The organism is Nonomuraea sp. NPDC050691 (assembly GCF_040654455.1).
Lineage (GTDB): Bacteria > Actinomycetota > Actinomycetes > Streptosporangiales > Streptosporangiaceae > Nonomuraea.
The window spans coordinates 1-25,707 of the sequence record NZ_JBFAIA010000008.1; the positions used below are offsets into that span (position 1 = coordinate 1).

At 72.2% G+C, this 25,707-nt stretch carries 23 protein-coding genes; 13 read left to right on the forward strand and 10 right to left on the reverse strand.

Annotation, left to right across the window (positions count from 1 at the left end):
- The first annotated feature begins 145 nt into the window (after positions 1 to 145).
- Together AB0H81_RS05230 and AB0H81_RS05235 are read left to right on the forward strand one after the other, a co-directional pair.
- Entirely contained in the window at positions 146 to 406 is a 261-nt protein-coding gene (locus AB0H81_RS05230) for a type II toxin-antitoxin system prevent-host-death family antitoxin (protein ID WP_358369509.1), read from the forward strand.
- Between the two features lie 47 nt (positions 407 to 453).
- Positions 454 to 660 carry a Txe/YoeB family addiction module toxin gene (locus AB0H81_RS05235; RefSeq protein ID WP_358369805.1) on the forward strand — a complete coding sequence of 69 codons (207 nt, stop codon included), beginning with the start codon at positions 454 to 456 and terminating at the stop codon, positions 658 to 660.
- Here AB0H81_RS05235 and AB0H81_RS05240 read toward each other — a convergent pair.
- Entirely contained in the window at positions 651 to 2,225 is a 1,575-nt protein-coding gene (locus AB0H81_RS05240) for an MDR family MFS transporter (RefSeq protein WP_358369512.1), read from the reverse strand. The genes AB0H81_RS05235 and AB0H81_RS05240 overlap by 10 nt on opposite strands.
- Positions 2,226 to 2,344: 119 nt before the next feature.
- Here AB0H81_RS05240 and AB0H81_RS05245 point away from each other — a divergent pair, with 119 nt between their 5' ends.
- The gene (locus tag AB0H81_RS05245) at positions 2,345 to 2,905 is read left to right on the forward strand and encodes a TetR family transcriptional regulator (RefSeq protein WP_358369514.1); all 561 of its coding nucleotides are present in this window, start codon (positions 2,345 to 2,347) and stop codon (positions 2,903 to 2,905) included.
- Positions 2,906 to 2,927: 22 nt separating this feature from the next.
- On the opposite strand, the gene AB0H81_RS05250 is transcribed toward AB0H81_RS05245, so the two are convergent.
- Both AB0H81_RS05250 and AB0H81_RS05255 read right to left on the reverse strand, forming a co-directional pair.
- On the reverse strand, positions 2,928 to 3,290 hold the full coding sequence (locus AB0H81_RS05250) for a cupin domain-containing protein (protein ID WP_358369517.1): 363 nt from the start codon (positions 3,288 to 3,290) through the stop codon (positions 2,928 to 2,930).
- A gap of 62 nt (positions 3,291 to 3,352) precedes the next feature.
- Positions 3,353 to 5,380, reverse strand: a complete 2,028-nt coding sequence (locus AB0H81_RS05255; RefSeq protein WP_358369520.1) for a CehA/McbA family metallohydrolase — start codon at positions 5,378 to 5,380, stop codon at positions 3,353 to 3,355.
- Between the two features lie 94 nt (positions 5,381 to 5,474).
- On the opposite strand from AB0H81_RS05255, the gene AB0H81_RS05260 reads away from it, so the two are divergent.
- The 3 genes from AB0H81_RS05260 (at position 5,475) to AB0H81_RS05270 (ending at position 7,350) form a co-directional block, all read left to right on the forward strand.
- Entirely contained in the window at positions 5,475 to 5,762 is a 288-nt protein-coding gene (locus tag AB0H81_RS05260; RefSeq protein ID WP_358369523.1) for a hypothetical protein, read from the forward strand.
- A gap of 188 nt (positions 5,763 to 5,950) precedes the next feature.
- Entirely contained in the window at positions 5,951 to 6,334 is a 384-nt protein-coding gene (locus AB0H81_RS05265) for a hypothetical protein (protein ID WP_358369526.1), read from the forward strand.
- Positions 6,328 to 7,350 carry a hypothetical protein gene (locus AB0H81_RS05270; RefSeq protein ID WP_358369528.1) on the forward strand — a complete coding sequence of 341 codons (1,023 nt, stop codon included), beginning with the start codon at positions 6,328 to 6,330 and terminating at the stop codon, positions 7,348 to 7,350. Before AB0H81_RS05265 ends, AB0H81_RS05270 begins: the two co-directional genes overlap by 7 nt.
- Here the strand turns inward: AB0H81_RS05270 and AB0H81_RS05275 are convergent.
- From AB0H81_RS05275 to AB0H81_RS05285, 3 genes are read right to left on the reverse strand one after another with little or no spacing between them, the layout of a single operon-like run.
- Positions 7,316 to 8,692, reverse strand: a complete 1,377-nt coding sequence (locus tag AB0H81_RS05275; RefSeq protein ID WP_358369531.1) for a hypothetical protein — start codon at positions 8,690 to 8,692, stop codon at positions 7,316 to 7,318. The two genes, AB0H81_RS05270 and AB0H81_RS05275, sit on opposite strands and share 35 nt — an antisense overlap.
- Positions 8,689 to 9,933, reverse strand: coding sequence for an MFS transporter (locus AB0H81_RS05280; protein ID WP_358369533.1), 1,245 nt, complete (start codon positions 9,931 to 9,933; stop codon positions 8,689 to 8,691). The genes AB0H81_RS05275 and AB0H81_RS05280 overlap by 4 nt, the downstream gene beginning before the upstream one ends.
- A complete protein-coding gene (locus AB0H81_RS05285) occupies positions 9,930 to 11,948 on the reverse strand; it encodes a PEP/pyruvate-binding domain-containing protein (RefSeq protein ID WP_358369535.1) in 2,019 nt (672 codons plus the stop codon). Before AB0H81_RS05285 ends, AB0H81_RS05280 begins: the two co-directional genes overlap by 4 nt.
- Positions 11,949 to 12,757: 809 nt before the next feature.
- On the opposite strand from AB0H81_RS05285, the gene AB0H81_RS05290 reads away from it, so the two are divergent.
- Entirely contained in the window at positions 12,758 to 13,693 is a 936-nt protein-coding gene (locus tag AB0H81_RS05290) for a hypothetical protein (protein ID WP_358369538.1), read from the forward strand.
- 4 nt (positions 13,694 to 13,697) lie between these two features.
- On the opposite strand, the gene AB0H81_RS05295 is transcribed toward AB0H81_RS05290, so the two are convergent.
- A complete protein-coding gene (locus AB0H81_RS05295; RefSeq protein WP_358369540.1) occupies positions 13,698 to 15,458 on the reverse strand; it encodes a protein kinase in 1,761 nt (586 codons plus the stop codon).
- A gap of 101 nt (positions 15,459 to 15,559) precedes the next feature.
- On the opposite strand from AB0H81_RS05295, the gene AB0H81_RS05300 reads away from it, so the two are divergent.
- Together AB0H81_RS05300 and AB0H81_RS05305 are read left to right on the forward strand one after the other, a co-directional pair.
- The gene (locus AB0H81_RS05300) at positions 15,560 to 16,153 is read left to right on the forward strand and encodes a hypothetical protein (protein WP_358369543.1); all 594 of its coding nucleotides are present in this window, start codon (positions 15,560 to 15,562) and stop codon (positions 16,151 to 16,153) included.
- Between the two features lie 10 nt (positions 16,154 to 16,163).
- The gene (locus tag AB0H81_RS05305; protein ID WP_358369544.1) at positions 16,164 to 17,099 is read left to right on the forward strand and encodes a hypothetical protein; all 936 of its coding nucleotides are present in this window, start codon (positions 16,164 to 16,166) and stop codon (positions 17,097 to 17,099) included.
- Between the two features lie 30 nt (positions 17,100 to 17,129).
- Here the strand turns inward: AB0H81_RS05305 and AB0H81_RS05310 are convergent, their stop codons facing one another.
- The gene (locus tag AB0H81_RS05310) at positions 17,130 to 18,143 is read right to left on the reverse strand and encodes an NAD(P)-dependent alcohol dehydrogenase (protein WP_358369547.1); all 1,014 of its coding nucleotides are present in this window, start codon (positions 18,141 to 18,143) and stop codon (positions 17,130 to 17,132) included.
- A gap of 126 nt (positions 18,144 to 18,269) precedes the next feature.
- Here AB0H81_RS05310 and AB0H81_RS05315 point away from each other — a divergent pair, with 126 nt between their 5' ends.
- The 4 genes from AB0H81_RS05315 (at position 18,270) to AB0H81_RS05330 (ending at position 21,031) form a co-directional block, all read left to right on the forward strand.
- Positions 18,270 to 19,073 carry a helix-turn-helix transcriptional regulator gene (locus AB0H81_RS05315; protein WP_358369550.1) on the forward strand — a complete coding sequence of 268 codons (804 nt, stop codon included), beginning with the start codon at positions 18,270 to 18,272 and terminating at the stop codon, positions 19,071 to 19,073.
- Positions 19,074 to 19,090: 17 nt separating this feature from the next.
- Positions 19,091 to 19,357, forward strand: a complete 267-nt coding sequence (locus AB0H81_RS05320) for a hypothetical protein (protein WP_358369553.1) — start codon at positions 19,091 to 19,093, stop codon at positions 19,355 to 19,357.
- A gap of 345 nt (positions 19,358 to 19,702) precedes the next feature.
- Positions 19,703 to 20,581 carry a class I SAM-dependent methyltransferase gene (locus tag AB0H81_RS05325; protein WP_358369556.1) on the forward strand — a complete coding sequence of 293 codons (879 nt, stop codon included), beginning with the start codon at positions 19,703 to 19,705 and terminating at the stop codon, positions 20,579 to 20,581.
- Positions 20,582 to 20,584: 3 nt separating this feature from the next.
- Positions 20,585 to 21,031, forward strand: coding sequence for a hypothetical protein (locus tag AB0H81_RS05330; RefSeq protein WP_358369559.1), 447 nt, complete (start codon positions 20,585 to 20,587; stop codon positions 21,029 to 21,031).
- Here AB0H81_RS05330 and AB0H81_RS05335 read toward each other — a convergent pair.
- Positions 20,998 to 22,170 carry an FAD-dependent monooxygenase gene (locus AB0H81_RS05335; RefSeq protein WP_358369561.1) on the reverse strand — a complete coding sequence of 391 codons (1,173 nt, stop codon included), beginning with the start codon at positions 22,168 to 22,170 and terminating at the stop codon, positions 20,998 to 21,000. The two genes, AB0H81_RS05330 and AB0H81_RS05335, sit on opposite strands and share 34 nt — an antisense overlap.
- 438 nt (positions 22,171 to 22,608) lie before the next feature.
- Positions 22,609 to 25,689, reverse strand: a complete 3,081-nt coding sequence (locus AB0H81_RS05340; protein ID WP_358369564.1) for a BTAD domain-containing putative transcriptional regulator — start codon at positions 25,687 to 25,689, stop codon at positions 22,609 to 22,611.
- Positions 25,690 to 25,707 lie beyond the last annotated feature (18 nt).

Here is a 25,707-nt window from a genome sequence, read left to right on the forward strand (position 1 = left end):
CCATCAAGACCATGCGCGACACCGGCCGCGACATGCTCGACAAGTACAAGGAGACCTCACGCGGCGGCCTGGCCGTCAACGTCATCGAGTGCTGACCGACCCCTTGAGTGGTACCGTAAAGCTGTACCACTGAAGGGGGAAGGTCATGTCCATCACCGCCAGCGAGGCACGTCGCCGCCTGTTCCCGCTCATCGAAGAGGTCAACAACGACCGCACCGCCGTGGAGATCGTCTCCAGGAGCGGAAACGCCTACCTGGTGGCCGCGGAGGAGTACGAAGCCCTCCGGGAGACGGCCTATCTGCTGCGTTCTCCCGCCAACGCCCGCCGGCTGATCGAGTCGTACCGAGAGGCGGTCGAGGGACGCCACGAGCGTCGCGAACTGCTGGACGACGAGGCTCCCCGGTGAAGGTCGCCTTCACCAGTCAGGGTTGGGAAGACTACGTCCACTGGCAGATGGCCGATCGCCAGATCCTCAAGCGGATCAACCGGCTCATCGAGGACGCGCTGCGCGATCCCTTCGAGGGGATCGGCAAGCCCGAGCCGCTGAAGTACGCGCTGGCAGGCGCGTGGTCACGGCGGGTCACCGAGGAGCACCGCCTGGTGTACCTCCCCGCCGACGACGAGATCGTCGTCCTGCAGGCCCGCTACCACTACGAGTGAGTAGCCGTACCGGCCGGCTCCGACTCCGAGGCGGCCGGCGCGGCGGCGGGCTGCCGCGCGGCGCCGCGCAGCGGCAGCTCCTTGAGGAAGACCACGGCCACGAACCCGAGCAGGCTGACCGGCACCCCCACGAAGAACACCGTCTCCAGGCCCCGGGTGAACGCCTCCAGCACGATGCCCCTGATCGGCTCCGGCAGCTGCTGGATCTCGCTGGGACTGCCGAGCGAGATCGAGCCGCCTCCGGGCACCTTGACGTGCTGGGCGGCGAGCAGGCCGGTCATCTCGTCCTTGAGCCGGTTCACGAGGATGGCGCCGAACGCGGCCACGCCGACGGCGCCGCCGAGCGACCGGAAGAACGACACGCCGGCCGTGGTGGAGGCCATGTCGCGCGGCTCGGAGCCGTTCTGCGCGGCGAGGATGAGCATCTGCATGGACAGGCCCAGCCCGAGGCCCAGGACGGCCACGTCGAACCCGATGAGCCACTCGCTGGAGTCGACGTGCAGCCGCGACAGCATGAACTGGCCCACGGACACGATCAGCAGGCCGGCGACCGGGAAGATCTTCCACTTCCCGGTACGGGTGACGATGCGCCCGGAGACCACGCCCGAGACGAACAGCGAGAGGACCATGGGCAGGGTCATCAGGCCGGAGTGCGCCGGGCTGAGCCCCTTGACGATCTGGAGGTACTGCGGCAGGTAGATCATCGCGCCGAACATCGCCATGCCGACGAACAGCGACGACAGGCTCGTCAGCACGAACGTGCGGTTGCGGAACAGCCGGGGCGGCAGGATCGGCGTGCGGGCCGCGCGCTCGGCGAGGACGGCCAGGACGAGCATGAGCACGCTGACGCCGCCGAGCGCGTACGTCCAGGGGGAGTTCCACTCGAACTCCTGGCCGCCGAGCGTGAGCAGCAGCATCAGGGCCGTGGCGCTGGCCGTGATCGTGGTGGCGCCCCAGATGTCGATCGTGGTGTCCCGCCTGATCCTCGGCAGCTTCAGCACCTGCTGGATCACCACGAACGCGACCACCGCGAACGGCACGACGACGTAGAAGCACCAGCGCCAGCCGAGCCAGTCGGCGTCCACGATGAACCCGCCGAGCAGCGGGCCGGCGACCGTGGAGATGCCGAAGACGGCGCCCATGTAGCCGGAGTAGCGGCCGCGCTCGCGGGGCGAGACGATGTCGCCGAGGATGACCTGCGCGAGGGCCGACAGGCCGCCGACGCCGATGCCCTGCACGGCCCGGGCGGCGATGAGCTGGCCCATGTCCTGGGAGAGGCCGGCCACGAGCGAGGCGGCGACGAACAGGCCGAGGGCCACCTGGAAGAGCAGCTTGCGGCCGAAGATGTCGGACAGCTTGCCCCACAGCGGCGTGGACACGGTCATCGTGAGCATGGTGGCGGAGGCCACCCACGAGTACTGGTCCTGGCCGCCGAGTTCGCCCACGATCGTCGGCAGGGCCGTGCCGACCACCGACGTCGAGATCATCGAGGTCAGCATGGCGAGCATGAGCCCCGACATCACCTTCAGAATCTCGCGGTGGGTGTAATGCCGCGTCTGCGTCATCAGGGCGTCATGCCTCCTGTCCGGAGCCGGGGGGAATGGGGCGCGGAACGCGCGTCGCTCCAGTATACGCCTGTTTACTAGCCGGGCGGCAAGTGGGCTGGGGACGCTAGAGTTTTCGGGTGGAGCAGGTTCAGGTGGAGGCGCGGCCGAGGGGCCGGGAGGCGACGCGCGCCCGGTTGCTCGCGGCGGCCCGCGCGCTGTTCGCCGAGCACGGCTACGAGCACGTCACCGTACGCATGATCGCCGCTGCGGCCGAGGCCAACCTCGCCCTGGTCGGCCGCTACTTCGGGTCGAAGGCCGGGCTGTTCCGCGAGGTGCTGGCGGGGGAGCCGACGATCGCCCCCGTCCTCGACGGCGACCGGGCCGGGCTGCCCGCGCGGCTCGCCGAGTACGCCGCGCTGCGCATGCACGCCGACCCCGAGAGCCGCATCCTGCGCTCGCTCGAACGCTCGGCCGGCGATCCCGAGATCCGGCAGCTCGTCGGCGAGCGCATACGCACGGCCCTGGTCGAGCCGCTGGCCGAGCGCATCGGCGGGCCCGACGCGATGGCCCGAGCCCGGCTGGCGACGGCGGTCTTCCTCGGGGTGGGGGCGCTGCGCCGCAACCTCGGGCCGGAGGAACCGACCCCGGCCGACCTCGCCCGCCTGACCGCCGCCTTCGAGGCCTGCCTCGACGTCTAGGCGTCGAGGTCCGCCTGGACGCCTAGGCGTCCTTCGCCTTGGCGTACTCCGCGATCCCGCTCGCGAAGTCGAACACGATGGCCGACTCGTCGCCCACGACCCACGCGTCGTGCCCCGGCGGCGCGACGAAGACCTCGCCCGGGCCGACCTCCGCCTCGGTGCCGTCGTTCATGCGGATGTGGAGCCTGCCCTTGGCGACGAACCCGTTGTGGTGGACCTCGCACGACTCGGTCCCGGCGATCGGCTTGACGGACGCCGACCAGCGCCATCCCGGCTCGAACGTGGCCACGCCGAAGGTCAGGCCGGTCAGGTTGCACACCTCAAGGTGCCCCATCGGGAAGTCGCGGCGCTCGTCGGGCTTGTCGATGCTCTTGACTTCAATCATGACGTCCCCCTTCGTCACCTTTCAGTGTTTCATCACGGTTTTGACCGGGTTCGAAGGGGGGCTCAGGGGAGGCGTGACCGGTAGACCTCACGGGCCCGCTCGTACACGGCCAGGTGATCCTCGTACTGCTGCTCGCTCTCGAACCGGCCGGACTCCTTGAGGATCTCCTCCAGCCGGTCGAGCCAGGCCAGGCACCACCGCACGTCCGCCGGACGGGCCACGTGCGCGCCCGCCACGTCCAGGTAGACCGGGCTCGTGTGCGCGTAGACCCCGCTCCGGGGGTGGGCGCGCGGGTGCGGCCCGCCGGTCGCGACGGCGACGACGTACGTCGGCTCGCCCGCGACCAGCGTCGCGCTCAGCCGTCCCGGCGGTCCCTGCGCCAGCACCCCGTCCGCCGTGCGGATCTCCAGCTCCTCCACCTCCGGCCCGACCGAGGTGACGGTGATCTCCACCCGCTCGCCCGGCGCCACGTCGAGGGTGCCGCCCGGGCCGAGGCCGTTCACGGAGAGCTCCAGCCAGGGGCCGGAGGTGGCGAAGGTACGGCCGCGCCGGACCGCCTCCGCATACGACTCGACGGTCAGCGGCCCCTCGACCCGCGCGTACACCCGTGCCCATCCCGGCGGGCCCGACGCGGTGCCGCGGCGCAGGAACGACAGCACGGCGTCCGTCCCCGCCGTCACCGCCAGCCGGTTGCCCGCGCCGACCAGCCGCCGGTAGACGCCCGCCGTGCCGGCGATCGAGGAGTGGTTCAGCACGTCGAGGGTGTCCACCAGGCCGAGCGCGGCGTCGGCCACGATCTCCCTGGCCGCGCAGTCGCGTCCCCGGTCGAGCACGACGTCCGGCGGGTCGGCGTCGGAGAACGAGGTGTGGAACGGGTGGCCGTAGCCGAGGACCGCGCCGAGCCCGTGCAACTCCTCGCAGGCGACGGCGTTCGGCGGCCAGTCCACCGTGCCGGCGAAGCCCGCGTGGAAGCGTCCGGGCAACCCGCGCGGCCCGAACGCGCTGAGGTGGCCGACCAGGTCCTCCCGGTACTCGACCCCGAACCTGGCCACGTGCCGCGCGTCCGACCAGGGCAGGTCGGCGTCCAGCCAGTGCGTGAGCGCCTCCAGGTCGTACACCCGCGCGCCCGCCACGTTGCCCGCCACCAGGTTGAGCACATGGAGGTCCTCGCCGTGCTGCGCCGCCGCGGCCAGCGCTGGCGCGGCGGGCTCCTCGCCCATCCAGTTGAGGTGGACGTGCAGGTCGCCGCCGTACCAGCCGCGCGCCGCCGCGTCGTACAGCCGCTCGGGGGTCAGCTCGACCGGCGTCTCCTCCCCGGCGGCCGGGGTCAGCTCGATCTTGGCCTCGGCGTACTCCATGCCGCGCGTCACCGTCACCGTGATCGGCTCGGCGGGCACCGTGAGGACGAGGTCGTCGCCGTGGAAGTACGGCCGGCGGTGGGCGTCCATCTTGTGCGGCACGCCGGCGGGATACCAGCCCTGGCCGTTCGCGCCGGTCACGCTCCACCGGCAGGGGAACCCGGCGCGCAACCGGAGCCGGGCCGCCGGCACCCGCCTGACCAGCGGCGCGAGGTCCACCCGCCGCCCGTCGACGGAGACCTCCCGCTCCACCTCCACCACGCGCGCCCCGCCCGGCTCGACCTCGCGGGGCGTGCCGTCCACGAGCACGGTGACGGGCTCGTACCGGCTGGAGTCGAGCAGCAGCGCCGTACGCGGGGGCGGGCCGTCGCCGGCGACCACCCGCGGGACGCACTCCAGCGCGTGACCATGGCCGGGGGTGAGCCGCAGCGCGGGCAGGTTGTCGGGCACGTGGCCCGCCAGCGCGTCCCGCACCACGCGTTCGGCGTCCACCTCGCCGAGGCGGTCCTCGAGGTCGCCGGGCGAGGCGTCCGGATGGCGCTCGGCGAGCTGCCGTAAGCCGGTGCCCCAGTAGTCGTGCCGCTCCGCGTCGAGGAAGACGGTGGCCCACGCCTGCACGACGTACGTCAGGCGGTCCTCGCCCCACGTGGGCCCGTGCTCGTCACGCAGGGCGCGGTAGTCGTCGAGGGCGCGGGCCACGGAGGCCGGCAGTAACGGATCGTCGTCGAGCATGAGCGGGCTCCTTGGCTCAGACAAACTTCACGTTCATCTCAAAGTAAAGGAATGCCGGACTCAGGGCAGGCAAAGACGGCGGTTCTAGCTCACGGTGCCGTTCGCGGGCGTCTCGCTCGCCGCCGCCGCTCCGGCCAAGGACCCGGCCCGCACCACGACGGCCACCCACGCGCCCAAGGACCAGGCGGTGAAGGCCCAGGTCACGCCGGGCAAGGTCGCCGCGGGTGACGCGTACAAGGTCACCGTCTTCGCGAAGGGGGTCCGGCCGGGCGCCACGGCCACGGTCAGGAGCCCGCAGGGCGCCACGTACAAGGCCACCCTGAACGACGGCAGGGCGGCCAACGGCGACCACGAGGGCGGGCACCGCACGCCCGGCAGGTGACGCCTCCCGGTAGCGGGCCGGCGACGGGGAGGAGCCGGCCCGCCCGCCGGTGTCCGCGGGCGAAGACCAGGTGAACGCCGGATGTTCGCAAGCGTAGATCTGATCGTAACGAAGGCGAATCGCGCTCGACATCTCACATCGTGAGCATGGCCGCATGACGATCACGTCCGCGCGATTATCGGAGACCTATGGCAGAGCCGCCCTCTGACCCGCCGTCACAGCAGTCCTTCGACTTCAACCACGAGCAGCTCAGGAAACAGGCCGCACCGGCCTTCGACGACGCCGCCGCGGCATGGCGGCTGGCCGTGAGGAAGGCGTTCGGCATACTGGACGCGCTGGGCGGCTGGCCGACGGAGGAGGAGGCCGACAAGGCGTTCGTCGAGTGGTACAAGCCGAAGCGCGACGAGATGCGTGAGTGGATCACGGACTTCGCGAAGGTGTACGAGGACATCGCCGACGGCATCCTCACCATGCGCCGCAACACGGTCGTGACCGACTGGGGCATCGCCGACGACGTCAAGCTCGATGACGTGCCGGTCTACGAGTGGCCGAAGGGGGACAAGCCATGGTGATGAACATCAGGCCGATGTTGTCGCCGACGGCCCTGTCCGGGGCCAGGACCCTGTCTCCCGCCACGCTCCTCACGACCCTGCTCGTCGCCTCCGGCGGGACCATGGTGGCGCTGCGCATCTACGCCGGCGTCACCGCGCCCCAGATCGACCCCGCCGAGCTGCGCAAGGCGGCCGCCGCCTTCCGCGAGCTGGCCGACGACCTGAACGGCCCCGAGCAGTCGTCCCAGGTCGACAAGATCGGCGGCGTCGCCGAAATGGCCAACGACGCCGCCGCCTCGGTGTGGAACAACAACAGCGGCGAGAGCGTGGACGCCTTCGCCCGGCTCTACATCCAGCGGATCATGGGCTTCCCCGCCGCGTTCGCCAAGGACTGCCGCGTGATCGCCGCCGGCTGCGACGCGTACGCCGAGCTCGTGGAGGCGGTGCGCAAGCAGCTCGCCGAGCTGGACAAGGCCATCATCCAGTTGCTGTGGCTGGTCTGCTTCCAGCCGCTCACGACCGCGCTGTACGGCGTGGCGCAGGCGATGGCCGCCGCCCAGATGGCGCGCCTGGTGAAGCTGGCCCAGACGGTCAAGGCCGTCTTCGGCCTCAACGTCGGCCGCATCCTGCAGATCTGCCTGCCGAAGTACGTGCTCACCACCCTCAACTACGCCGCCATCGACGGCGCCGCGTACGCCGGTGGAGCCCTCGCGCTCGACGCGGTGAGCGACGCCTCCAACGGGCAGCCGACGAGGTCGCGCGGCGAGAACGCCGACGAGTTCGGGAAGATCGTCGCCGGGAACACCGGCTACATCCTCGGCTACGACGTGGCCAAGCTGGGCCTGCCCGGCCCGGCCACGCGCGGCGGCGAGATGGTGGCGCGGCTGTTCGGCTCAGGCTTCGGCTACACGCCGGTCAAGAGCGCCCTGGACGGGGACGGCGAGATCCTGCCGACGCAGGAGGAGTGGGCGTCCAAGATCGAGGGGCACGGCCTGCGGGCGCTCATCTTCCCCCCGGGCTGGAGGTTCGGCCGTTGAGCCCGTCCTCGAGGCCGTCGAGCAGGGCGTTGCAGTCCCGCAACAGCGTTCCCGCGTCAGCGGCGGTGAGCATGAAGACGCCCAGCCAGTTCGCTACGCCGGCGGCGGGATCGTAGGCGGGGACGGCCTGGCCGATCGGCCGGTCGAAGGCCGCCACGGCTTCGATGGCGCTGCCCGGCGACAGGATCGCCGGCCAGTCCACGGCGCGGGGTGACCAGGGGGGCGTGCTGCGCCACGGGTTTCCCGCGGAGTCGGCGGGAACGGCGACGACGGAGGCGGCCGCACCGTGCCCTTCGACGAGCATCCGCTCGGGGTAGACGACGCGTTCGCCGAGCAACTGCCGGGTGAGCATGGCGATCGGGTCCAGCCCGAACACCTCCTCGACCTGCCGCGTGATCATGACGCCGCCGAACCTGGCGCCGGTCTCGATGACGGCCGGCACCCCACCGGCCCGAAGCTTCAGCTCCGTGTGCGTGCCGCAGGTGCCGAGCCCGAGCGCGTCCACGGCCTGCCTGGAGACCTCCTCGACGACGCGCTGCAACGGCTCGGACAGCACGCATGGCATGAGGCTGGCGACCTCGTTGAACGGCGGGATCGGCGGCATCCGCGCCGCGATGCACAGCGGGTGGTAGACGCCGTCGGCGACGATCCCCTCCACGCTGACGTAGTCGGCGTAGCCCGGCACGTCGTACCAGCCGTCGACGGAACCGGTGACGATCTCCTCGACGATCAGGTGGCGGTCGGCCTCGCTCTCGTACAACTCGCTCATCCCCACCTCGTTGCCCTTGTCCAGGGCGGCGGCGACCTGGACCCAGGCGGCCGGCACGTCGTCCGGTGAACGGAGGACGAGCTGGGCGATCGAGCCGGCGCCCCACGCCGGTTTCAGGAGGACCGGCGGGGTCAGCTCGGCCAGCGCGGTGCGCAGGTCCGCCTCGGTCGAGACCCGGCGGAAACCGGGAATGGGCACACCGGCGGCCGCCCAGCTCTCCCTCATGAGCCGCTTGTCGCGGGCCTTCTCCGCCGCGGCGGCGCCGGCTCCTGCCAGGCCGAGCCGGTCGGCGGCGTGCGCCACCGCCAGGACCGCGAACTCCGACAGCGTCATGACGGCGTCGGCGCCGATGGCCTTGGCGTGCCGGACGATCTCGTCCACGGCGGCCTCCCCGCGGACGCCGCCCGCGTGGGCCTCGGTGATGCTCGCGCAGTGCGGTCGCCACAGCTCCGACCCGTTGTCCGGCAGCGGCATGAGCGCGAGCACGTGCAACTCGCCGCAGCCCGCGATGCGCGGGAAGGCGTGTTCGAGCGGCGCGCCGCCCTTGGCGTAGACGTACAGGATCTTGTTCACGTGACGTTCTCCTTCGTGGCCGTGGATGCCTCCGCGGCGGCGCGCGGCCGCTGCCGGCTCCTGCGCAGCAGTACGGCCAGCGCCGCCATGAGCACGGTCGTCCCGACGGCGACATGGATCAGGAACAGGTCCATCGCGCCTCTGGACAGGTAGCCGCCGAGCGCGAGCACGACGAGGGCGCAGACGGAGCGGTCGATGAGCGACTCCAGGGACAGCAGCGTGGCGCGGTGACGCGAATCGGTGATGGCGGTGTTGATCAGCCGCCGCTGGACGGGGAAGACCAGGCCCGAGGCCAGCGAGAAGACGCACAGGCAGATCACCGTCCCGGTCAGCCCGGCCGGGACGAGCAGGGCCAGCGTGGCCGCCATGACCACGGTGAGCGCGAACACCACCGGCACGTCCCCGAAGCGCCGCAGCCAGGTCGAGCGGGCCGCGCCCACCAGCTCGAAGACCGTGGTCACCGCCATCACCACGCCGAACACCGCGAGCGGCAACTCCTTGACGGTGAGGATCGGCTGGAACAGGTTGGCCTGACCGATGCGCACCAGGGTGAAGACGGCCACCCCTTGGGCGATGAGCAGCATCAGGAGGGGGGAGCGCCAGAGCGTCCTGCCCACGAGGAGCTGTTCGCGCACCGACGGGCGCCGTCCGTCGCGCCCCGCGTCCCCCGACGGCAGGGCGGGCAGCCGGAGCGCGATCAGCACGGCGACCGCGCTGCAGGCGGCCGACAGCCAGTACGGCGAAGGCGCGTACCACTGCATGAGCACACCGGCCGCGGGAAGGCCGGCGATACGGCCGGTCAGCGTGTAGGCGCGTCCGCTGCCTTCCGCCTGCTGGTAGGCCGCGACGGACTCCGAGCGCCGCAGGTACTCGTACAGGTAGGCGCTGCCCGCGCCGGACACCAGCGAATTGCCGAGCGCGACGAGCAGGAAGTGGACGAGGAACCCGGTGTAGGACGTCCAGGCGACGGGGACCAGGTTGGCCGCCGTCAGCACGAGCGCGCCGGCCTGCAGGAACCTGCGGTAGTCGAAGCGGTCGGCCAGCGCGCCGGTCGGGATCTCCAGGAGACAGAACGCCAGGTAGTAGATGCTCTGGATGCCGAAGATCTGCCCGTCGGACAGTCCGCTGTCGTGCTGGTAGACGTAGTAGATCGGCAGCCACCACAGCAGACCGGTGAACAGCTTGTAACCGTTGAAGAGCCTGACGACGCGCCGGACGGCCGGTGCGGTGCCCGCCGTCATGATGTGGGCCGGTAGGGCCGGATCTGCAGGAGTTTGATGCGGTCGCCGTCCAGGGCCCACTCGATGTCGACGGGAACCCCGTAGAGGTAGTCCGGGGAGAAGTGGGACTGCAGCAGGCGGCCGATCAGCGCCAGGCGGGCGAGGGAGTCCTTCGTGGCGGGGGCCAGGTCGGACCGCGCGGACCCGAGGGAGATCGTCCGGCCGCCGCCCTCGACGGTGTTGTAGAGATGCTGCAGGGGATCGCCGGTGCCGGTGACGACGTCGGCGACCGAGCCCAGGGAGATGTTGACGTAGACGTTCCTGAAGTCACGGGGGTCGGCCGGGTTGCAGGTGACCAGGACGCCGCCGAGGGGGACGTCGACCCACTCCTGCACGATCACCCCCATGTAGCAGTCCTCCAGCGGGATGCCCGCCTGCTCGCGCAGCCGTACGCTGCGCGCGGACACGAGCGAGGACCACACCTCCTTGACGCCGTCGGCGATCGACTCGAGGGTGCGCGCGTGCGCCACCGACTCGTACACCCCCGCCGCGGAGAAGCCGGCCAGGTCCTCCGCGTTGGACGAGCTGCGCACCACGAACTGCCCGACACCGGACAGGTGGGTGACGATGGCGTCGTCGATGCGCCGCAGGAGGTCGCTGGGGAGCCGCGTCTCGACGATCATCTGCTGGAGTTCCGCGCAGATGTCCTCGACGTGGTGAGTTCCGGCCTCCACCGCCATCTTCAGGCGGCCGATGGTCTGCTGGATCCGCGGCGACGACTCCAGGAACTGCCGCTGCAGGGAGAAGGGCAGCGCGATACCGCGCGGCACCTCGACGTGCTGTCTCATCAGGCGTTCGGCGGCGGCCGACAGGGTGGCGTCGTCGGCGGGACCGGTGACGCCGAGCCGCCCCGCCAGGTAGCTGAGCAGGTCGGACCGCGGCGGCCGGGGGATCTGGTAGAAGCCGAGCCACCGGCGAGAGCCGTGTTCCAGCACCTGGCACACCTCGCCGAGGTTGGCGGCCTTGGTGCCGTAGCGATAGTGGTCGCCCATCCGCAGCCATGACAGGGGGATGATTTCGGCGGCGGCCGTCTCGGGCCGTTCCAGCGCGACGCGTTCGGCGGTCCACGGCGGCCGGGAGTCGAGACCGGCGGGCGGGTCGGCCGCCTCGATGAGCACCCCGGGAGCGTCGGGAGCCACCTCGTACCTCACCCAGCCGCCGTCGAGGTCGGCCAGGCCGGGCCGGTCGAGCAGGTCGGTCTGGATGGCGTTGGGGATGCCCCACCCGGTGGCCAGCACGTTGGTGTGCGACAGCGGGGTGGTGTGCTCCGTGTTGACCAGACCGGTCACCCGGGGGATGTCGTCGGGTACGCGAGGCATGACGATGATGTCGTGCCATTCCACGGAGCCGGCGGCGGCGCGGTAGTCGGCGGCCGAGGCGAAGAGCCGGAGCCTGCCGTGCGCGGTGCCGCTGTTGAGCGGCACGAACGGCGCCTGGGACAGCAGCTCGTGGGCGAGGAGCCGGGGTAATTCCTCCTCCGGGATGCCTGCGACATGGGATTCCTGCAGGTGGTTGGCCGGCTTGAGGAAAAGCGGCACCGACGGGTGGAGGTGCGCGCGCACGTGGCGGTAGAAGGACAGCAGCATGTCCGCGGACATGGTGTCGGCCTCCACGGTCTCCAGCGACAGGAAGACGCGCTCCTCCCCGTCGCCGTCACCCTGCCTGCGCCGGTGCAACGCGAGCAGGCCCAGCAGGAAGCGCCGGTCCGGGCGGACGTAGACGTCGTGGTTGAAGGCGTCTATGTCGCGCAGCAGGTTCTCCGCCGGAACGCCGAGGATGTGCTCGGCGATGTAATGCACATGCAAAGGGTTGCCGGTGCTGTCGATGACGTGGAACTGCGCTTTTTCGAGGTCCACGACGACCTTCACGAACGGGAACCCGGCCAGGCGCCCGGCGAGCTTCATGAACGTCGGGACGGTCAACGGAACGTCCAGCGTGGCGGGGACGACGGACGTGCGGGGAAGTGTCTTGTCCATGGCGGTCACGACTGCTCGACACCGCCCTTCTTCGTCGGGGTGGAGCTTCTCACGTGATCTCCTTTCGCTGTCGTGTGCGGGTTTCGTCACGGTGTGCGGGCACGCGGGAGGGCACCGTACGCTCACTGCGCGGACGGTGCCTTACTGCAGTTCATGGGTGGTGCGTGCGGGGCGAATACGCCCGATGCGGCTCGGCCGCGCGGTCTCCTGTGGGCAATGGCCGGAGACGTCAGAAGAGGTGGCGCGGCTGTTCGGCACGGCGCGCGGAATTATCTGGAGAATAACTCTCCGAGGTCACTGGGTCGCGAAAGCTAATACCTCATCTGCTGCAACCTTAAACCTTTCTGCGTTCAAGCACATCGGCGGCGGGGCGGTTGTGCGCCGTCGCTCGGGTACGACGATACACATGCCCTGCAGTTAGGAAAAATCACCAAATGGCGGTCGTGGCGTCCTTCGTATACCGGAAGCCCCGCGTTTGCCGTCGTCATCGGCGAGGACTATGATCAACAAGTAAATGCGGCGCTAATTCGCATTGCCGTATGGCGTATCTGACTGACGGTCTCGGCCACGTCCTGCGGGCGTTCATCACCGCCCGGGCTGCACGTCCGGCCGCTGCTCCCGTCAGGGCGAGGTGCGTCCCACCAAGGACGGTCGGACGTAGTCGCCCGGCAGCGTTCGCGTGCCGCCTCCGTGGCAGGTCGAAACCCGCTTGAGCGGTCCCGGTCGTCCTTGCCAGACTGGGAATCCGCCGGACCTCGAACCATCAGCGTCACCCATCCGCGAGGGCCGGGCCGTGAGAGAGCTGGTCAGTGGAAGAGCCTATCCTCGACGATCTCGGGTTCCCCGTCGAGATCGCCTGCGACGAGTCCGGCTCGGAGGGCGAGAAGCTGGTCGGCGGCAACACCGACATGTTCGCCCACGCGAGCGTGCGGATGGACGCCCGGGCGGCGGCGCGGTGCCTCGAGGCCGTGCGCGAGCGGGCGCCCTCACCCACCACCGAGTACAAATCCAGCATCCTCCGCCGCGCCAAGCACCGCTGGGTCGTGGCCTGGCTCCTCGGCCCCTCGGGCCCGCTCCTCGGCCACGCCCACGTCCACCTGATCGACAAGCCGCACTTCTTCACCGTCCGGCTCGCCGACCTGCTCACGGGCAGCCCCGCGCGGGCACGCCACCTGGCCGCCGGGCTTCGCCTGGAGGGGCCCCGGGTGTACGGCGCGGAGACCTGGACCGCGTTCCTGGCCTCGTTCAACGACGTCATGAGAGCCCGCAACGGCCGGATCGAGTTCTCGGCGGACGCCGCCTACGATCTGGTGGAGTCCCTGCGCCCCGCCGCGCCGCCCGGCGGCCCGGTGGCCGAGCTCATGGACCTGCTCCTCCGCGCCAGGCCACAGGTGGAGGCGTTCGGCGCGCGGGTCCCCGGCGCGATGCCCGCCCTCGACCCGCTCATCGCGGCCATCGTCGAGACCGTCGCCCACTGGGGCCGGGGCGGCGTCCGCGTGCGCGTCGTCCACGACCGGCAGACCATCCTGACCGACGAGCGGATCGCCGAGCTGAGGAGCCTCGCGCGGCCCCTGCCCGGCGGCGACCGGCTGGACGCGTTCCGCCTGGCGCCCTCCGTGTCGGACACGAGGATCCAGGTGGCCGACCTGCTGGCCGGCGCGGCCCGGCAGATCGCCGAGGCCGACCTCCGAGGCGATGGCGACCCGGAACTGACGGCCCTGCTCCGCCCGTACACGTCCTTCTGAGGGTTCAGATCGCCATCAACCGGAGAATCTTGCCGTTCTTGTCCGCCGCCAGGTAGGCGGTGCCGTACTTGTCGCCGACGTAGTACAGGATGACCGGCTGGTTGTTGGCGAACACCCAGGACCCCTGCACGATCACATAATGCGTGCTCGGCTTCTTGATCCCGAGCCGCCGGTCGGCCTGCCGGCGGAGGTTCGGCAGGGCGTTCCAGTCGAACGTCTTCGCCGAGAACGGCTTCGTGCCCGGGGTGAGCGTGCCTCCCGTCATGCGGGTCACCTGACCGTCGCGGAACATGTACCTGTCGTACGCGCCCTTCCTGCCGCGCACCGGCGCATCGGCCATCGCGTACTCCTCCCACACGGTCAGTCCGGTGAACTGCGTGCTGCCCGACGCCTTCTCCAGCGCGGCGATGGTCGCGCGGATGCCTGCCGGGGTGAGGAGGTTCCCCGCCGCCGCGGGGTCCGCGGGCTCCGTGGGGTCCGTGTCGGCGGGCTCGGTCCTGGTGGGCTTGCCCGTGCTGGGTTTGCCCGTGGTGGTCTCGGTCTCCTTGGGGGTGGACGTCGTACCCGGGTCATCGGGCGTGGTGCGGTCCTGCAGCCGGGGGACCACGATGAGGGCGGCCGCGAGGACGCCGCCGACGGTGGCCACCCCCGCGATCGTCGCGGCCCGCCGCCCGCCGGAGCGCCGCTTCACATCGCCTGTGGGCAGGCCCGCGTACGCCTGCTGCCGCCCCGGGCCGGTCGCGAAACCACCGCCGGGTGGTACGGGCCCGGAAGGCGCGGGCCCCTGAGGCATGGGACCACCCGGATACATGGGGCCGGACGGGTGCATGGGACCGGACGGATGCATGGGACCGGACGACATGGGACCGGACGACATGGGGCCGGACGACATGGCGCCGGCGGGCGGCGGCGCGAAGGGCGGTGGGGGTGCGGTCGCCGCCTGCTCCTCGGCCCTGGCCAGCATCCGGTCGAGCTCCGCCAGCGGTGGACGCGCCCGAGGATCGGGCGTCATCAGGGCGTGCAGCACGTTCGCCAGCGGCCCCGCCCGGTGCGGCGGCGGGACCTGCGCGTTCAGCACGGCCGCGAGCGTCGCGATGGGCGTGTCCCGGCGCAGGGGGTGGCGGCCCTCCACCGCCACGTACAGCAGCATGCCGAGCGACCACAGGTCGGAGGCGGGGTCGCCCTCGTGGCCGCGCAGCCGTTCCGGGGCGATGTACTCGGGGGAGCCCACCACGTCGCCGCTGGCCGTGAGGCCGGGGGAGTCGAGCATCGCCGCGATGCCGAAGTCGGTGAGCACCGGGCTGCCGTCGGGTCGCAGCAGGACGTTCGCCGGCTTCACGTCGCGGTGGCAGATACCCGACTCGTGGGCGGTCCGCAGCGCGGCCAGGATCCCGCGCCCCAGCCGGGCCGCCTCGGCGGGCGTCATCGGCCCCTCGGAGAGCCGGTCCGCCAGCGACCGGCCGCGCACCAGCTCCATGACGATCCACGGGTGCGCCAGGGCCGGTGTGTCGATGATGTGGTGAATGGTCACCACGTTCGGATGGTCGAGCCGGGCCAGGGCGCGGGCCTCGCGCAACACGCGTTCGCGCAGCATGTGGGCCCGGCTGGAGTCGGGGTCGGGGGAGTCGGACGGGCGGACCTCCTTGAGCGCGACCTCACGTTGCAGGGCCAGGTCATAGGCACGCCACACCGTCCCCATGCCGCCGCTGCCCAACCGCCCGACCAGCTCGAATCGGCCGTCGATGACCGTACGCCCGGATGTCACAGCGCACAGCCTAGAGCCGCCAAAGGGGATACACCGGGTTGATCGCCCCTTATCTACCCGGCAAGATATCCGGACTCCCTTTTCCCCTATTTCTGGATCACATGTTTCCGCGAAAGCTCCTCCCCGCACTCGTCCTCGCGGCAGCCGTCATGGCGGCCACCGCGTCACCCGCCGGGGCGAACGGCTTCGGCTCCGGCAACGGCTGCTGCCCCTTCGCCGACAACGGCAAGCACTGGTACAACTACGCGTCCCTGGAGACCCGCACCCGCACCGCCGTGAAGGCCGCGCTGCTCAACCTGGACGCCCAGACCGACATGACCGTGGCCGCCGACACCACGCCCGACCCCAGCACCGACGTCGAGTCGTTCGACCGCTACTACGTCGACCACTGGGACCTCGACTGGGACGGCTCCAGCACCGGCTACAACCTGTACGCGTACTCGAAGTGCGTCAAGACCATCGCCCCGGCCAGCAGCGGCCAGCCGTGGCGCTGCGACCAGTACGAGGTCCGTTACGATCTGCGCGACATCGACTGGATGACCGCGACGCAGCGGCAGGCCCTGGCCTGCCACGAGGTCGGGCACACGGTCGGCCTCGACCACTCCACCGAGTCGACGTCCTGCCTGAAGACCGGCGCGCACAAGATCCTCAAGTACAGCGCGCACGACGTCGCCCATATCAACGGCCGCTACTAGGAGACCGGCGATGCGAAACCTCAAGCTCCTCACGACCGGCCTCGCCGCCGTCGCCGTCGCCTCCAGCGTCGGGTGCGCCGCCCAGCAGAGCGCGGCCCGGCAGCAGCCCCAGCGGTCCTTCTGGTCCCAGCTCCACACCGACGCCGGCGGGACGGGACAGTACCTGTTCGACTCGCTCGACGACATCACGCCCGGCGCCCGGCCGTCCGGCGCGTTCCGTCCGGCCGCCGCGCTGGTGGAGGGCACGGTTGTCGGCGTCGAGCCCGGCATCGCGTACGCCTCGGACGACGACTCGCCGACGCCGCGGGTCGTGCCGTACGAGAGCCAGGAGGCGGCGATCCGCTGGGCCAGCGTCGTGGTCAAGGTCGACAAGGTCCTCGCCGGCAAGCTCGGCCGCGGCTACACCGGCGGGCAGATCCGGCTGCGGGTCGAGCAGCCCACGGGCACCACGCTCGACGGCCTGCGCCAGTCGATCGGCACGGCCGGCCGTGGCCTGTTCTACGTGGACAACGCCCTCACCCGGGCCAAGCGCCGGGCGGCGTCGCCGCAGGCGCAGGCGTACCAGGCGTCCGTGCACATCCCGATCGGGCAGGGCGTGTTCATCGAGGAGAAGCCGGGCGCGGCCCTGGTCGCCCCGCTCACGGACGAGAACCGCGCCGCCCAGCTCCTCGGGGGCGGCGGCGAGCAGGCCGCCCAGCCCACGTCCACGTCCACGAGCGCGAGCGCCGCGCCGTCGGCCAAGCCCGACACCGCGGGCCCCTCGTCCTCCGCCCAGCCCAACGCGACGGGCCGGCCCGACGCGACGGGAGCCACGCCGCGATCCACGGCCACGGGCGCCTCGCCGCAGCTCAAGGTCGCCGGCGACTCGCCGCTGGCCCGGCTCCGCGGCCGCGCCCAGCGCTCCGCCTGCGAGACGGGCACGGCCACGGACCGCTCCACCTGCTGACGAGTACACGGCTGGGAGCCTCGCCGGCTCTCAGCCGTGGCTGATGACGACCTTGCCGAAGCCGCCGCCGGCCATGCAGTAGCGGTACGCCTCGTGGACGTCCTCGAACCGGAACGCCCGGTCGATCACGGGACGCAGCCGGTGCGCGGCCATGGCCCGGTTCACCTGGAGGAAGTGGGCCCGGCTGCCGGTCGCCACCGGACGCAGGACCGCGCCCGCGCCGAACAGGACCGCCGGGTCCACCGGCCTCGCCCCCTCGGCGCCGGACAGCCGGTAGCCGACGAACGCCACCTCACCGCCGAGCGCCACCGACCGCAGCGACTGCTCCAGGGGCCCCGCCGGGTCGACGACGCGGTCCGCGCCTCTCCCGTTCGTCAGCGCGCGGACCTCCTCCCACCAGGAGGGGGTCGCCCGGTAGTCGATCACGTCGTCGGCGCCGAGCTCCCGCAGCCGCCCGGCCTTGTCCGGGCCGGACGTCGTCACGATCACCCGGGCGCCGGCCGCCTTGGCGAACATCAGCGTGAACAGCGACACCCCGCCCGAGCCGAGTGTCAGCACGGTGTCGCCCGGCAGCGGCATGCCGCCGGAGGTCAGCGCGTTCCACGCGGTCACGGCCGCCAGCGGCAGCGCCGCCGCCTCCTCGAACGACAGGTGCTCCGGGATGGGCACCACGCCGTCCTCGCCGAGCACCGCGTACTCGGTCAGCATGCCGTCGATCATGGTGCCGAGCTGGGCGGCGTTCTCGCGCAGGAACGGCCCGTCATGCCACTGCGGGAACACGGCGGCCGCCACCCGGTCGCCCGGCTTGACCCGGGTGACGTCCTTTCCGACGGCCACCACCTCGCCCGCGCCCTCGCAGCCGGGCACGATGCCGGGCCTGATCGGCAGCGGGTAGTCGCCGTTCAGCACCAACAGGTCGCGAAAGCCCAGCCCGTTGGCGCGCATCCGCACCACGACCTGCCCGCGTCCCGGCGCGGGCTCGTCGCGGTCCGCCATGGTCAGCCCGTCGAGCCCGCGCCCCGGCTCCAGGTGATAGCTCCTCATCGCACGTCCTTCCTCGCGGTGTTTCCGGTACGAGGGGATCGTCCGGACGAACCATGACATCGGGCAATTCCCCGGAGGGAATCGCCGACGGTCGTACGAAGCGGATAGAACTACCGGGTGAGCACCATGACGGAGCGAACCGCCATCGGCGGCATCGCGGGCGAGCTGAAGCGGTGGCGCCAGACGCGCCGCGTCAGCCAGCTCGAACTCGCCACGCTGGCCGGCACGACCCAGCGCCACCTGAGCTTCATCGAGAGCGGCCGATCGCTGCCGGGACGCGCCATCGTGATCCGGCTGGCGGAGTCGCTCGGCCTCACACTCCGCGAGCGCAACGACCTGCTCACCGCGGCCGGCTACGCGCCGGTGTTCGCCGAGTCCGGCTTCGACGAGGCGGCCCTGCGTCCCGTGCGCGCGGCGCTGGAGCAGATCCTGGACGGCCACATGCCGTACCCGGCGCTGGTCATCGGGCCGTACGGGCAGGTCGTGGCGGAGAACGCCGCCATCGAGGTCTTCACCGAGGGCGCGGCGCCCGAGCTGCTCGAACCCCCGCTCAACATGCTGCGGCTCATGCTCCACCCCGACGGGATGGGACCCCGCGTGCGCAACCTCCCGGAGTGGGGGCGGCACGTCGTCGAGAACCTCCGCGCCCGCTCCCGCCGCAGCCCCGACCCCCGCCTCGACGCCCTGGTCGCCGAGCTGGCCGGGTACGTGCCCCAGACCCCGGTCGGACCGGAGCACCTCGGCTTCGCGGTGCCCATGCGGCTGGCCACGGCCGACGGGGAGCTGCGGCTGATCACGACACTGACGTCGTTCGCCACGGCGACGGACGTCACGCTCGCCGAGCTGCGCCTGGAGGCCTTCCTGCCCGCCGACGACGCCACGACCGCCCTCCTCCGCGCCCGCGCCCACCGCCACCGCGTGAACGAGTAGCGGAGACCGGCTCCACGGTGGACCGCGCGATCGAGTGGCGGGAGATCGGCTCTACGGTGGACCGCGCGATCGAGTACACGCCCGCGCCGGACGAGGTGACGCGAGCGCTCGGGGAGGGCGTCAGGCGGCAGCTCAGGACGCTCCGTGTGGTGTTCCCGGCGGTCCTGGCCGCGGCGGGAGCGGTGTGCGGCGTTCTTGGCGACCTCGGCCTGGCGACCTCGGCCTGGCGACCTCGGCCTGGCGACCTCGGCCTGGCGACCTCGGCCTGGCGACCGGCATGTTAGCCGGGGCGGTCGCGTTCCCGGTCGCGCTGACGTGGGCGATCCGCCGGACCGCGCGGCGGCGGCTCGCGTACCTGTGCGTCCCGACGACGCTCCGGCTGACCAGCGGGGGGCACGAGTGCCGGACCGACCAGTACACGACCACCCTCAACTGGTCCATGTTCGGAAATGTCGTGACCACATCGGAGTTCTGGTTGTTCTTCGTCGGCAGGCAGTGCGCGGCCTTCCTCCCGCGCCTTCGCACCCGACCAGCAGGCCGCCCTCGACGCCTTCTTCGCCACGCGACGCTCCTCGGGCGCGGCGGTCTCCTAAGATCGCAAATGTCGCCGGTATCCACAGGGGGAGCGCGTGAACCGCACCATCCGCACGATGGAAGACGTCGACGAGCTGTTGGAGCGGCTCTCCGCCTCCGGCTCGGACCGCATGGAGACGCCGGTTTCCTCCGACGGCAACGGCATGGAGATCCTGGACCGGCTCTTCGCGGCCGACGCCGACCGGTGGACCGCCGAAGCCTCGGCCTGGTGGGACGACTTCTACGCCGACCGGTCCAAACCAGTCCCGTTCTTCGCCACCAAGCCGGACGGTAGCCTCGTCTCGTACGTCGAACGTGGTCTCCTCGCCCCAGGCGATCCCGTCCCCGCCGACAGCGCTGCCCCTCCAGACCGTGCCCGGACCCCGGACCGTGCCCGGACCTCACCCCGTGCCCTCGACCTCGGCTGCGGCCCCGGCCGCAACGCCCTCTACCTCGCCTCGCTCGGCTACGAGGTGGACGCCGTGGACCTGTCCCCGGCCGCCGTCGAGTGGGCCGCGCAGCGCGCCGCCGACATGGGCGCCGACGTCCGCTTCATCTGCGGCGACGCCTTCACCGCCGACCTGGCGTCGGGCGGGTACGACCTGGTCTACGACTCGGGCTGCCTGCACCACCTGCCGCCGCACCGCCGCGTGAGCTACCTCGAGCTGCTGGACCGGGTCCTGGCGCCCGGCGGCCACCGCGCCGTCGCCTGCTTCGCCGCCGGCGCCATGGGCTCCGAGCTTTCCGACGAGGACTTCCACCGGGACGGACGCCTGCACGGCGGCCTGGCCTACAGCGCCGAGGCGCTGCGCTGGATCTTCTCGGACCTCAACGAGATCGAGATCCGCAGGATGGAGGAGCAGCCGCCCGACTCCCCGTACTTCGGCGTCCCGTTCCTCCTGACCGCCCTCTTCCGCCGGCCGGCGGAGGGCTGAGCCGTGAAGCCGGAGCCCGCCCCGCGCACGGTCCTGTTGGCGCGCGTCGTCGCGACCGTCCAAGCGGTCGCCTGGTTCGTGGGGGCGGGAATCTGCCTGCTCGCGGCGGCTCAAGGGGCCGGCGTGGCGTGGGCCATGGCGGCCGTGGCGGCTGCGTGGGGATGGGCCATAGGCAGGTTGGCGAACCGGGTGCCGCGGCGGGTGCGCGGCACCCGGTGGCTGCTGATCGCGTTGGAGGCCGCCGAGGCGGCCTTGTTCGTGACCCTGGGAGTGGTGGACGGCGACTTCGGCGACGGCAGCGGACTTCACCTGGACCACACCGGGCTCTCCCCGAACGTGCTGATGGCGGTGGCCGTCATCGTCCTGCTCCTGCTCCCGCCCGCGAGGCGGTGGTTCGACCGCCCCGGTGACGCCGTTCACCTGAGCGCGTCGCGCACCAGCGACGGGTAGTCCTTCAGGGCGATGTTGTCGGCGAAGTCGTCGGTCATCTTCATCATGAGCTTGAGCAGGAAGCCGACCTTGAACGTCCAGTTGCGCATCGTGATGCGCGTCTGGGACGGGGGAGCGAGCCACGGCCCGGCGTTGCCCTTGTCCGAGACCTTGGCGTACTCGCGGAAGCCCTCCTCGTAGCGCCGGAACGCCGCCCGGTGGTCGCCGCCGGCCGCCGCCAGCTCACCCGCCAGCACGTACGCCCCGACGAGGGCGAGCCCGGACCCGAACCCGCCCAGCGTGTTGGCGTAGGCCGCGTCGCCCACCAGCGCCACCCGGCCCTCCGAGTACCGGTCGATCTTCACCCGGCTGATCGAGTCGAGGTAGAAGTCGCCTGTGCGGCGCACCGCGTCCAGGACGGCCGGCGTCTGCCAGCCCATCCCGGCGTACGCGTCGAGCACGACCCGCTTCATCTGCTCGGTGTCGTAGCGGTCGTAGTCGAGGCGCGGTGCGGCGAAGACGAAGAAGACGGACGCCTTGGGGCCGCCCGCGGCGATCATCCGGCCCGGCTCGTTGTAGATCTGCGGCTCGGCGCCGAACCGCTCGGGCAGCTCGGCCAGGGCGTAGTAGTGGCCGAGGAACTCGACGTAGTCCGACTCGGGGCCGAAGGCGAGGCGGCGCACGTTCGAGTGGATGCCGTCGGCCCCGATCACCAGGTCGAACGTGCGCGGCGCGGACCGCTCGAAGGTGGCGTGCACGCCGTCGGACGTCTCGGTGAGCGAGGTGATCGAGTCGCCGAAGACGTACTCGCAGCCGGCCGCGACGCTCTTCTCGTAGACCAGCCGCGCCAGGTCGCCGCGGGGGATCTCCAGCTCGCCGCCGGTGAACTCGCCGGGCAGGACCGCGAGCGCCCGGCCGCGGGCGTCGACGAAGGTCTGGTCGGCGCCGCCGGTCTGGAGCCGCCGCACGTCGTCCAGGATGCCCATGCGGCTCAGGACGGTCATGTGGGCGTTCCCCTTGAAGTCGACGGCCTGGCCGCCGGGGCGCAGGGTCGGGGCCTTCTCGACGACCGTGACCCGGAAGCCGTAGCGGGCGAGCCAGTAGCCGAGGGCCGGGCCGCCGACGCTGGCACCGGAGATGAGGATGTTGGTGTTCTGCATGTCCACGACTCTCGCCGGACCCGCTGACACCCTGGGCTCAACCGGCTGACAGTACCTGAACCACACCGAAGAGCACTGACAGTACGCCGCCTCGGACCAGCCGGCATGCAGGGACAGCGCGACGCTTCAGCTCGTCATGGGGGGTGAGGGGTGTGTGGGAGTTCGGCCTCTTGCGGGGTGGGGGTGGTGTGAGTTTGCGGGGGCGGGTGGTGCGGAGACTTCGGCCTCTCGCGGAGGCGGGTGGCGTGGGACTTCGAGGTCTCTCATGTGGGCAGATGAGCGCCTCAGGCCCCTCAAGAGGGCCGGGCCCCTCAAGAGGGCCGGGCCCCTCAAGAGGGCCGGGGAGTACGGTGCTCCACCCTCTCAGGAGCGCCTAGGAAGTGCGGTGCTCAGAAGACGGACAAACGGCCGTACGAACGGCCGGGCAACGGGGCGGGCTCAGTCGAAGAGGGCTGACAGCGCCTCCTCCTGGCTCAGCGCCGCGCCCTTCGTGAAGTGCGCGGCGAACGCCTCGGCGCCCAGGAACGCCGTGACCCCGGCCGCCACCCTGGCCACGTCCCGGTCGCCGGTGATCGTGGTGCCGCGCAGCGCGGCGCCCACACCGAGCAGGTACGCCGCCCGCTCGGCCGCCCCTTCGAGCAGCGCCGGCCCGGCCAGGCCCTCGGCGACGTCGGCCACGTCGCCGGGGACCGCCCCGCGCACCAGGCGCAGCGCCTCGGCGTGCCTGCGCCCGGCCTCCGCGTGGTCGCCCTCGGCCTCGGCCAGCCGCCCGAGCGCGGTGTGGGCGAGCGGCCTCATACCCTCGGTCACGTATGCGCCTGGAGCAGCGGACTGCAGCACGGCCGTGTAGCGGGCCCGCGCCTCGTCGTGATCGCCCGAGAAGCGGGCCAGGTCGCCCCATCCCAGGTCGAGCGCCGGCACCGAACCGTACGTGCCCGTCCGGCGGGCCAGCTCGGTGGCCTGTTCGAGGTCGGCGCGGGCGCCGTCCAGGTCACCCTCCCGCACCAGGCCGGCCGCCCTGCGGTACAGCACGTCCACCAGCTCGTCCGCCGAGCCGAGCTCCTCGTGCAGCTGGACGGCCTCCCGCCAGAGCCGTCTCGCCCCCGCCCAGTCGCCGCGCCAGCTCGCGATCATCGCGAGGAATTCGAGGCTCTGCGCCGTCCCCCAGCGCTCGCCGGCGGCGCGGAAGCGTGCCAGTGTCTCCGCCAGCCGGCGCTCGGCCTCGGCCGGTCGGCCCTCCACCAGGGTGATCAGCGCCTCGCTGAGCATGGACACGGCCTGGCTCCACGGATCGGAGCCGAGCAGCCGCCCGCGCCGCCGGGTCGTCGCCGTGTCGGCCGGACCGGCCGTCATGCCCCACAGGGCGGCCAGGAACGGGTGGCGCAGCTCGCGGTCCATCGATCCCATGATCTCCATGGCCCGCGTCCATCGCCCGGGAGGCATGTCGCGGATGGCCAGCAGCACGCACAGGACATACTCCTCCTCCAGCCCCTCCAGCGGCTCGCCGCCGATCCGGTCCAGCAGCCGCACCGCCGACGAGGTGATCTCGCCGCGCCGCCCGCTCAGCCACCAGTACGCCGCCAACGCCCCGACCAGCCGCGACGCCGTCTCCGGGTCGTGCTGGACGGAGTGCCGGAGCGCGGCCCGCAGGTTGTCGTGCTCCTCGGAGAGCGTGGCCAGCCAGTCGAGCTGCTCGGCCCGGCGCAGCCACGGGTCGGCGCGCCGCGCGAGGCCGAGGTACCAGGCGGCGTGCGCGTCGCGGGCCCGCCGCTGGTCTCCCGCCTCGGCCAGCCGTTCGGCGCAGAACAGCCGGATGGTGTCGAGCATCCGGTAGCGCCCGCCGTCGGCCTCGACGAGGGACTTGTCGACCAGGTCGGCCAGCACGTCACCGTCACCGCAGACGCTCTCGGCCGCCTCCAGCGACGCGCCCCCGGCGAACACCGAGAACCGCCCGGCCGCCTCCCGCTCCGGCGGGCTGAGCATGCCCCAGCTCCACTCGACCACCGCGTGGAGGGTGCGGTGCCGGGCCGCCGCCGTGCGGTCGCCGCGGGAGAGCAGCTTGAAGCGGCCGTGCTCGGCCAGCCGGGCGGCGATCTCGGCGGGGGTGAAGGTGCGCAGCCGGGCCGCCGCCAGCTCGATGGCCAGGGGCAGGCCGTCCAGCGTGGCGCAGATCTCGGCGACCTCGGGGCCGGTCGTGAACCCGGGCCGGACGGCCGCGGCCCGCTCGGCGAACAGCCGTACGGCGGGATAGGACAGGGCGTCGGCGGGGCCGGTGCCGGGCGGCGGCACGGCGAGCGGGGCGAGCGGGACGAGCACCTCGCCGGTGAGCCCGAGCGGCTCCCGGCTGGTGGCCAGGATCGTGAGGCCGGGGCAGGCGTCCAGCAACCGCCGGGCCAGCTCGGCGGCGGCGGCGATCACGTGCTCGCAGTTGTCGAGGACGAGCAGCAGCGGCTGGTCGGAGAGCGCGGCGACGAGGCGCTCGACCGGGTCGGGACGGTCCAGCGCCGGCGCCTGCAACCCGGCCTCGCGCAGGCCGAGCGCGCCGAGCACGGCCAGCGGCGCCTGCGCACCGTCGTCGACCGGCGACAGGTCGGCGAACCCGGCCTCACGCCCGGGGCCCGCCCGGTGGGCGGCCTCGACGGCCAGGCGGGTCTTGCCGGTGCCGCCGGGACCGACGATCGTGATGAGCCGGGCGTCGCCGAGCGCGGCGATCCTGGCCAGCTCGTCCTCCCGCCCGATGAGCCGGTTGAGCGGGGCGGGCAGCCGCCGCCTCGGCGGCTGCTCCCGGCGCTCCTCGCCGCGCAGGATCGCGAGGTGCAGCTCCGCCAGCTCCGGCGCGGGGTCGGCGCCCAGCTCGTCGGCCAGCAGCCGGCGCACCTCGTCGTAGACGGCCAGCGCGGCCGCCTGCTGACCGGAGGCGTGCAACGCCCGCATGAGCAGGCCGCGCGGCCGTTCGCGCAGCGGGTGGGCCGCCACCAGCTCGCGCAGCTCCGCGATCGGGGCGCCGCCGGGCAGGGCCAGCTCGGCCTCCGCGAGGTCCTCCCTGGCCGCGAGCCGCGCCTCCTCCAGGCGAGCCACATGCGGCTGCGCGAACGGCGCGTCGGCCACGTCGGCCAGCGCGGGCCCCCGCCACAGAGCCAGCGCCTCCTTCAGCACCCGGGCGGCCCGCTCGTGCTGCCCCGCGGCCAGCGACTCCCGGCCCTCGCGGGCCAGCCGCTCGAACCGGTGGGCGTCGACGTCCTCCCGGTCGGCCACCAGCCGGTAGCCGGCGCCGTGGAACTCGACCAGCCCGGCCGGCAGGTTGCGGCGCAGCCTGGAGACGTGGGTCTGGATGGCGTTGGCCGCACCGGCCGGCGGGGCGTCGCCGTACTGGCCGTCGATGAGCCGCTCCACGCTGACGAGGTGCCCGGCGTCGAGCAGCAGCAACGCGAGCAGCGCCCGAGGGCGGGGCCCGCCGACCGCGACCGTCTCGCCCCCGGCCGCGCGCACCTCGAGGGGCCCGAGAATTCCGAACTGCACGCCGCTGATTCTGCCCGG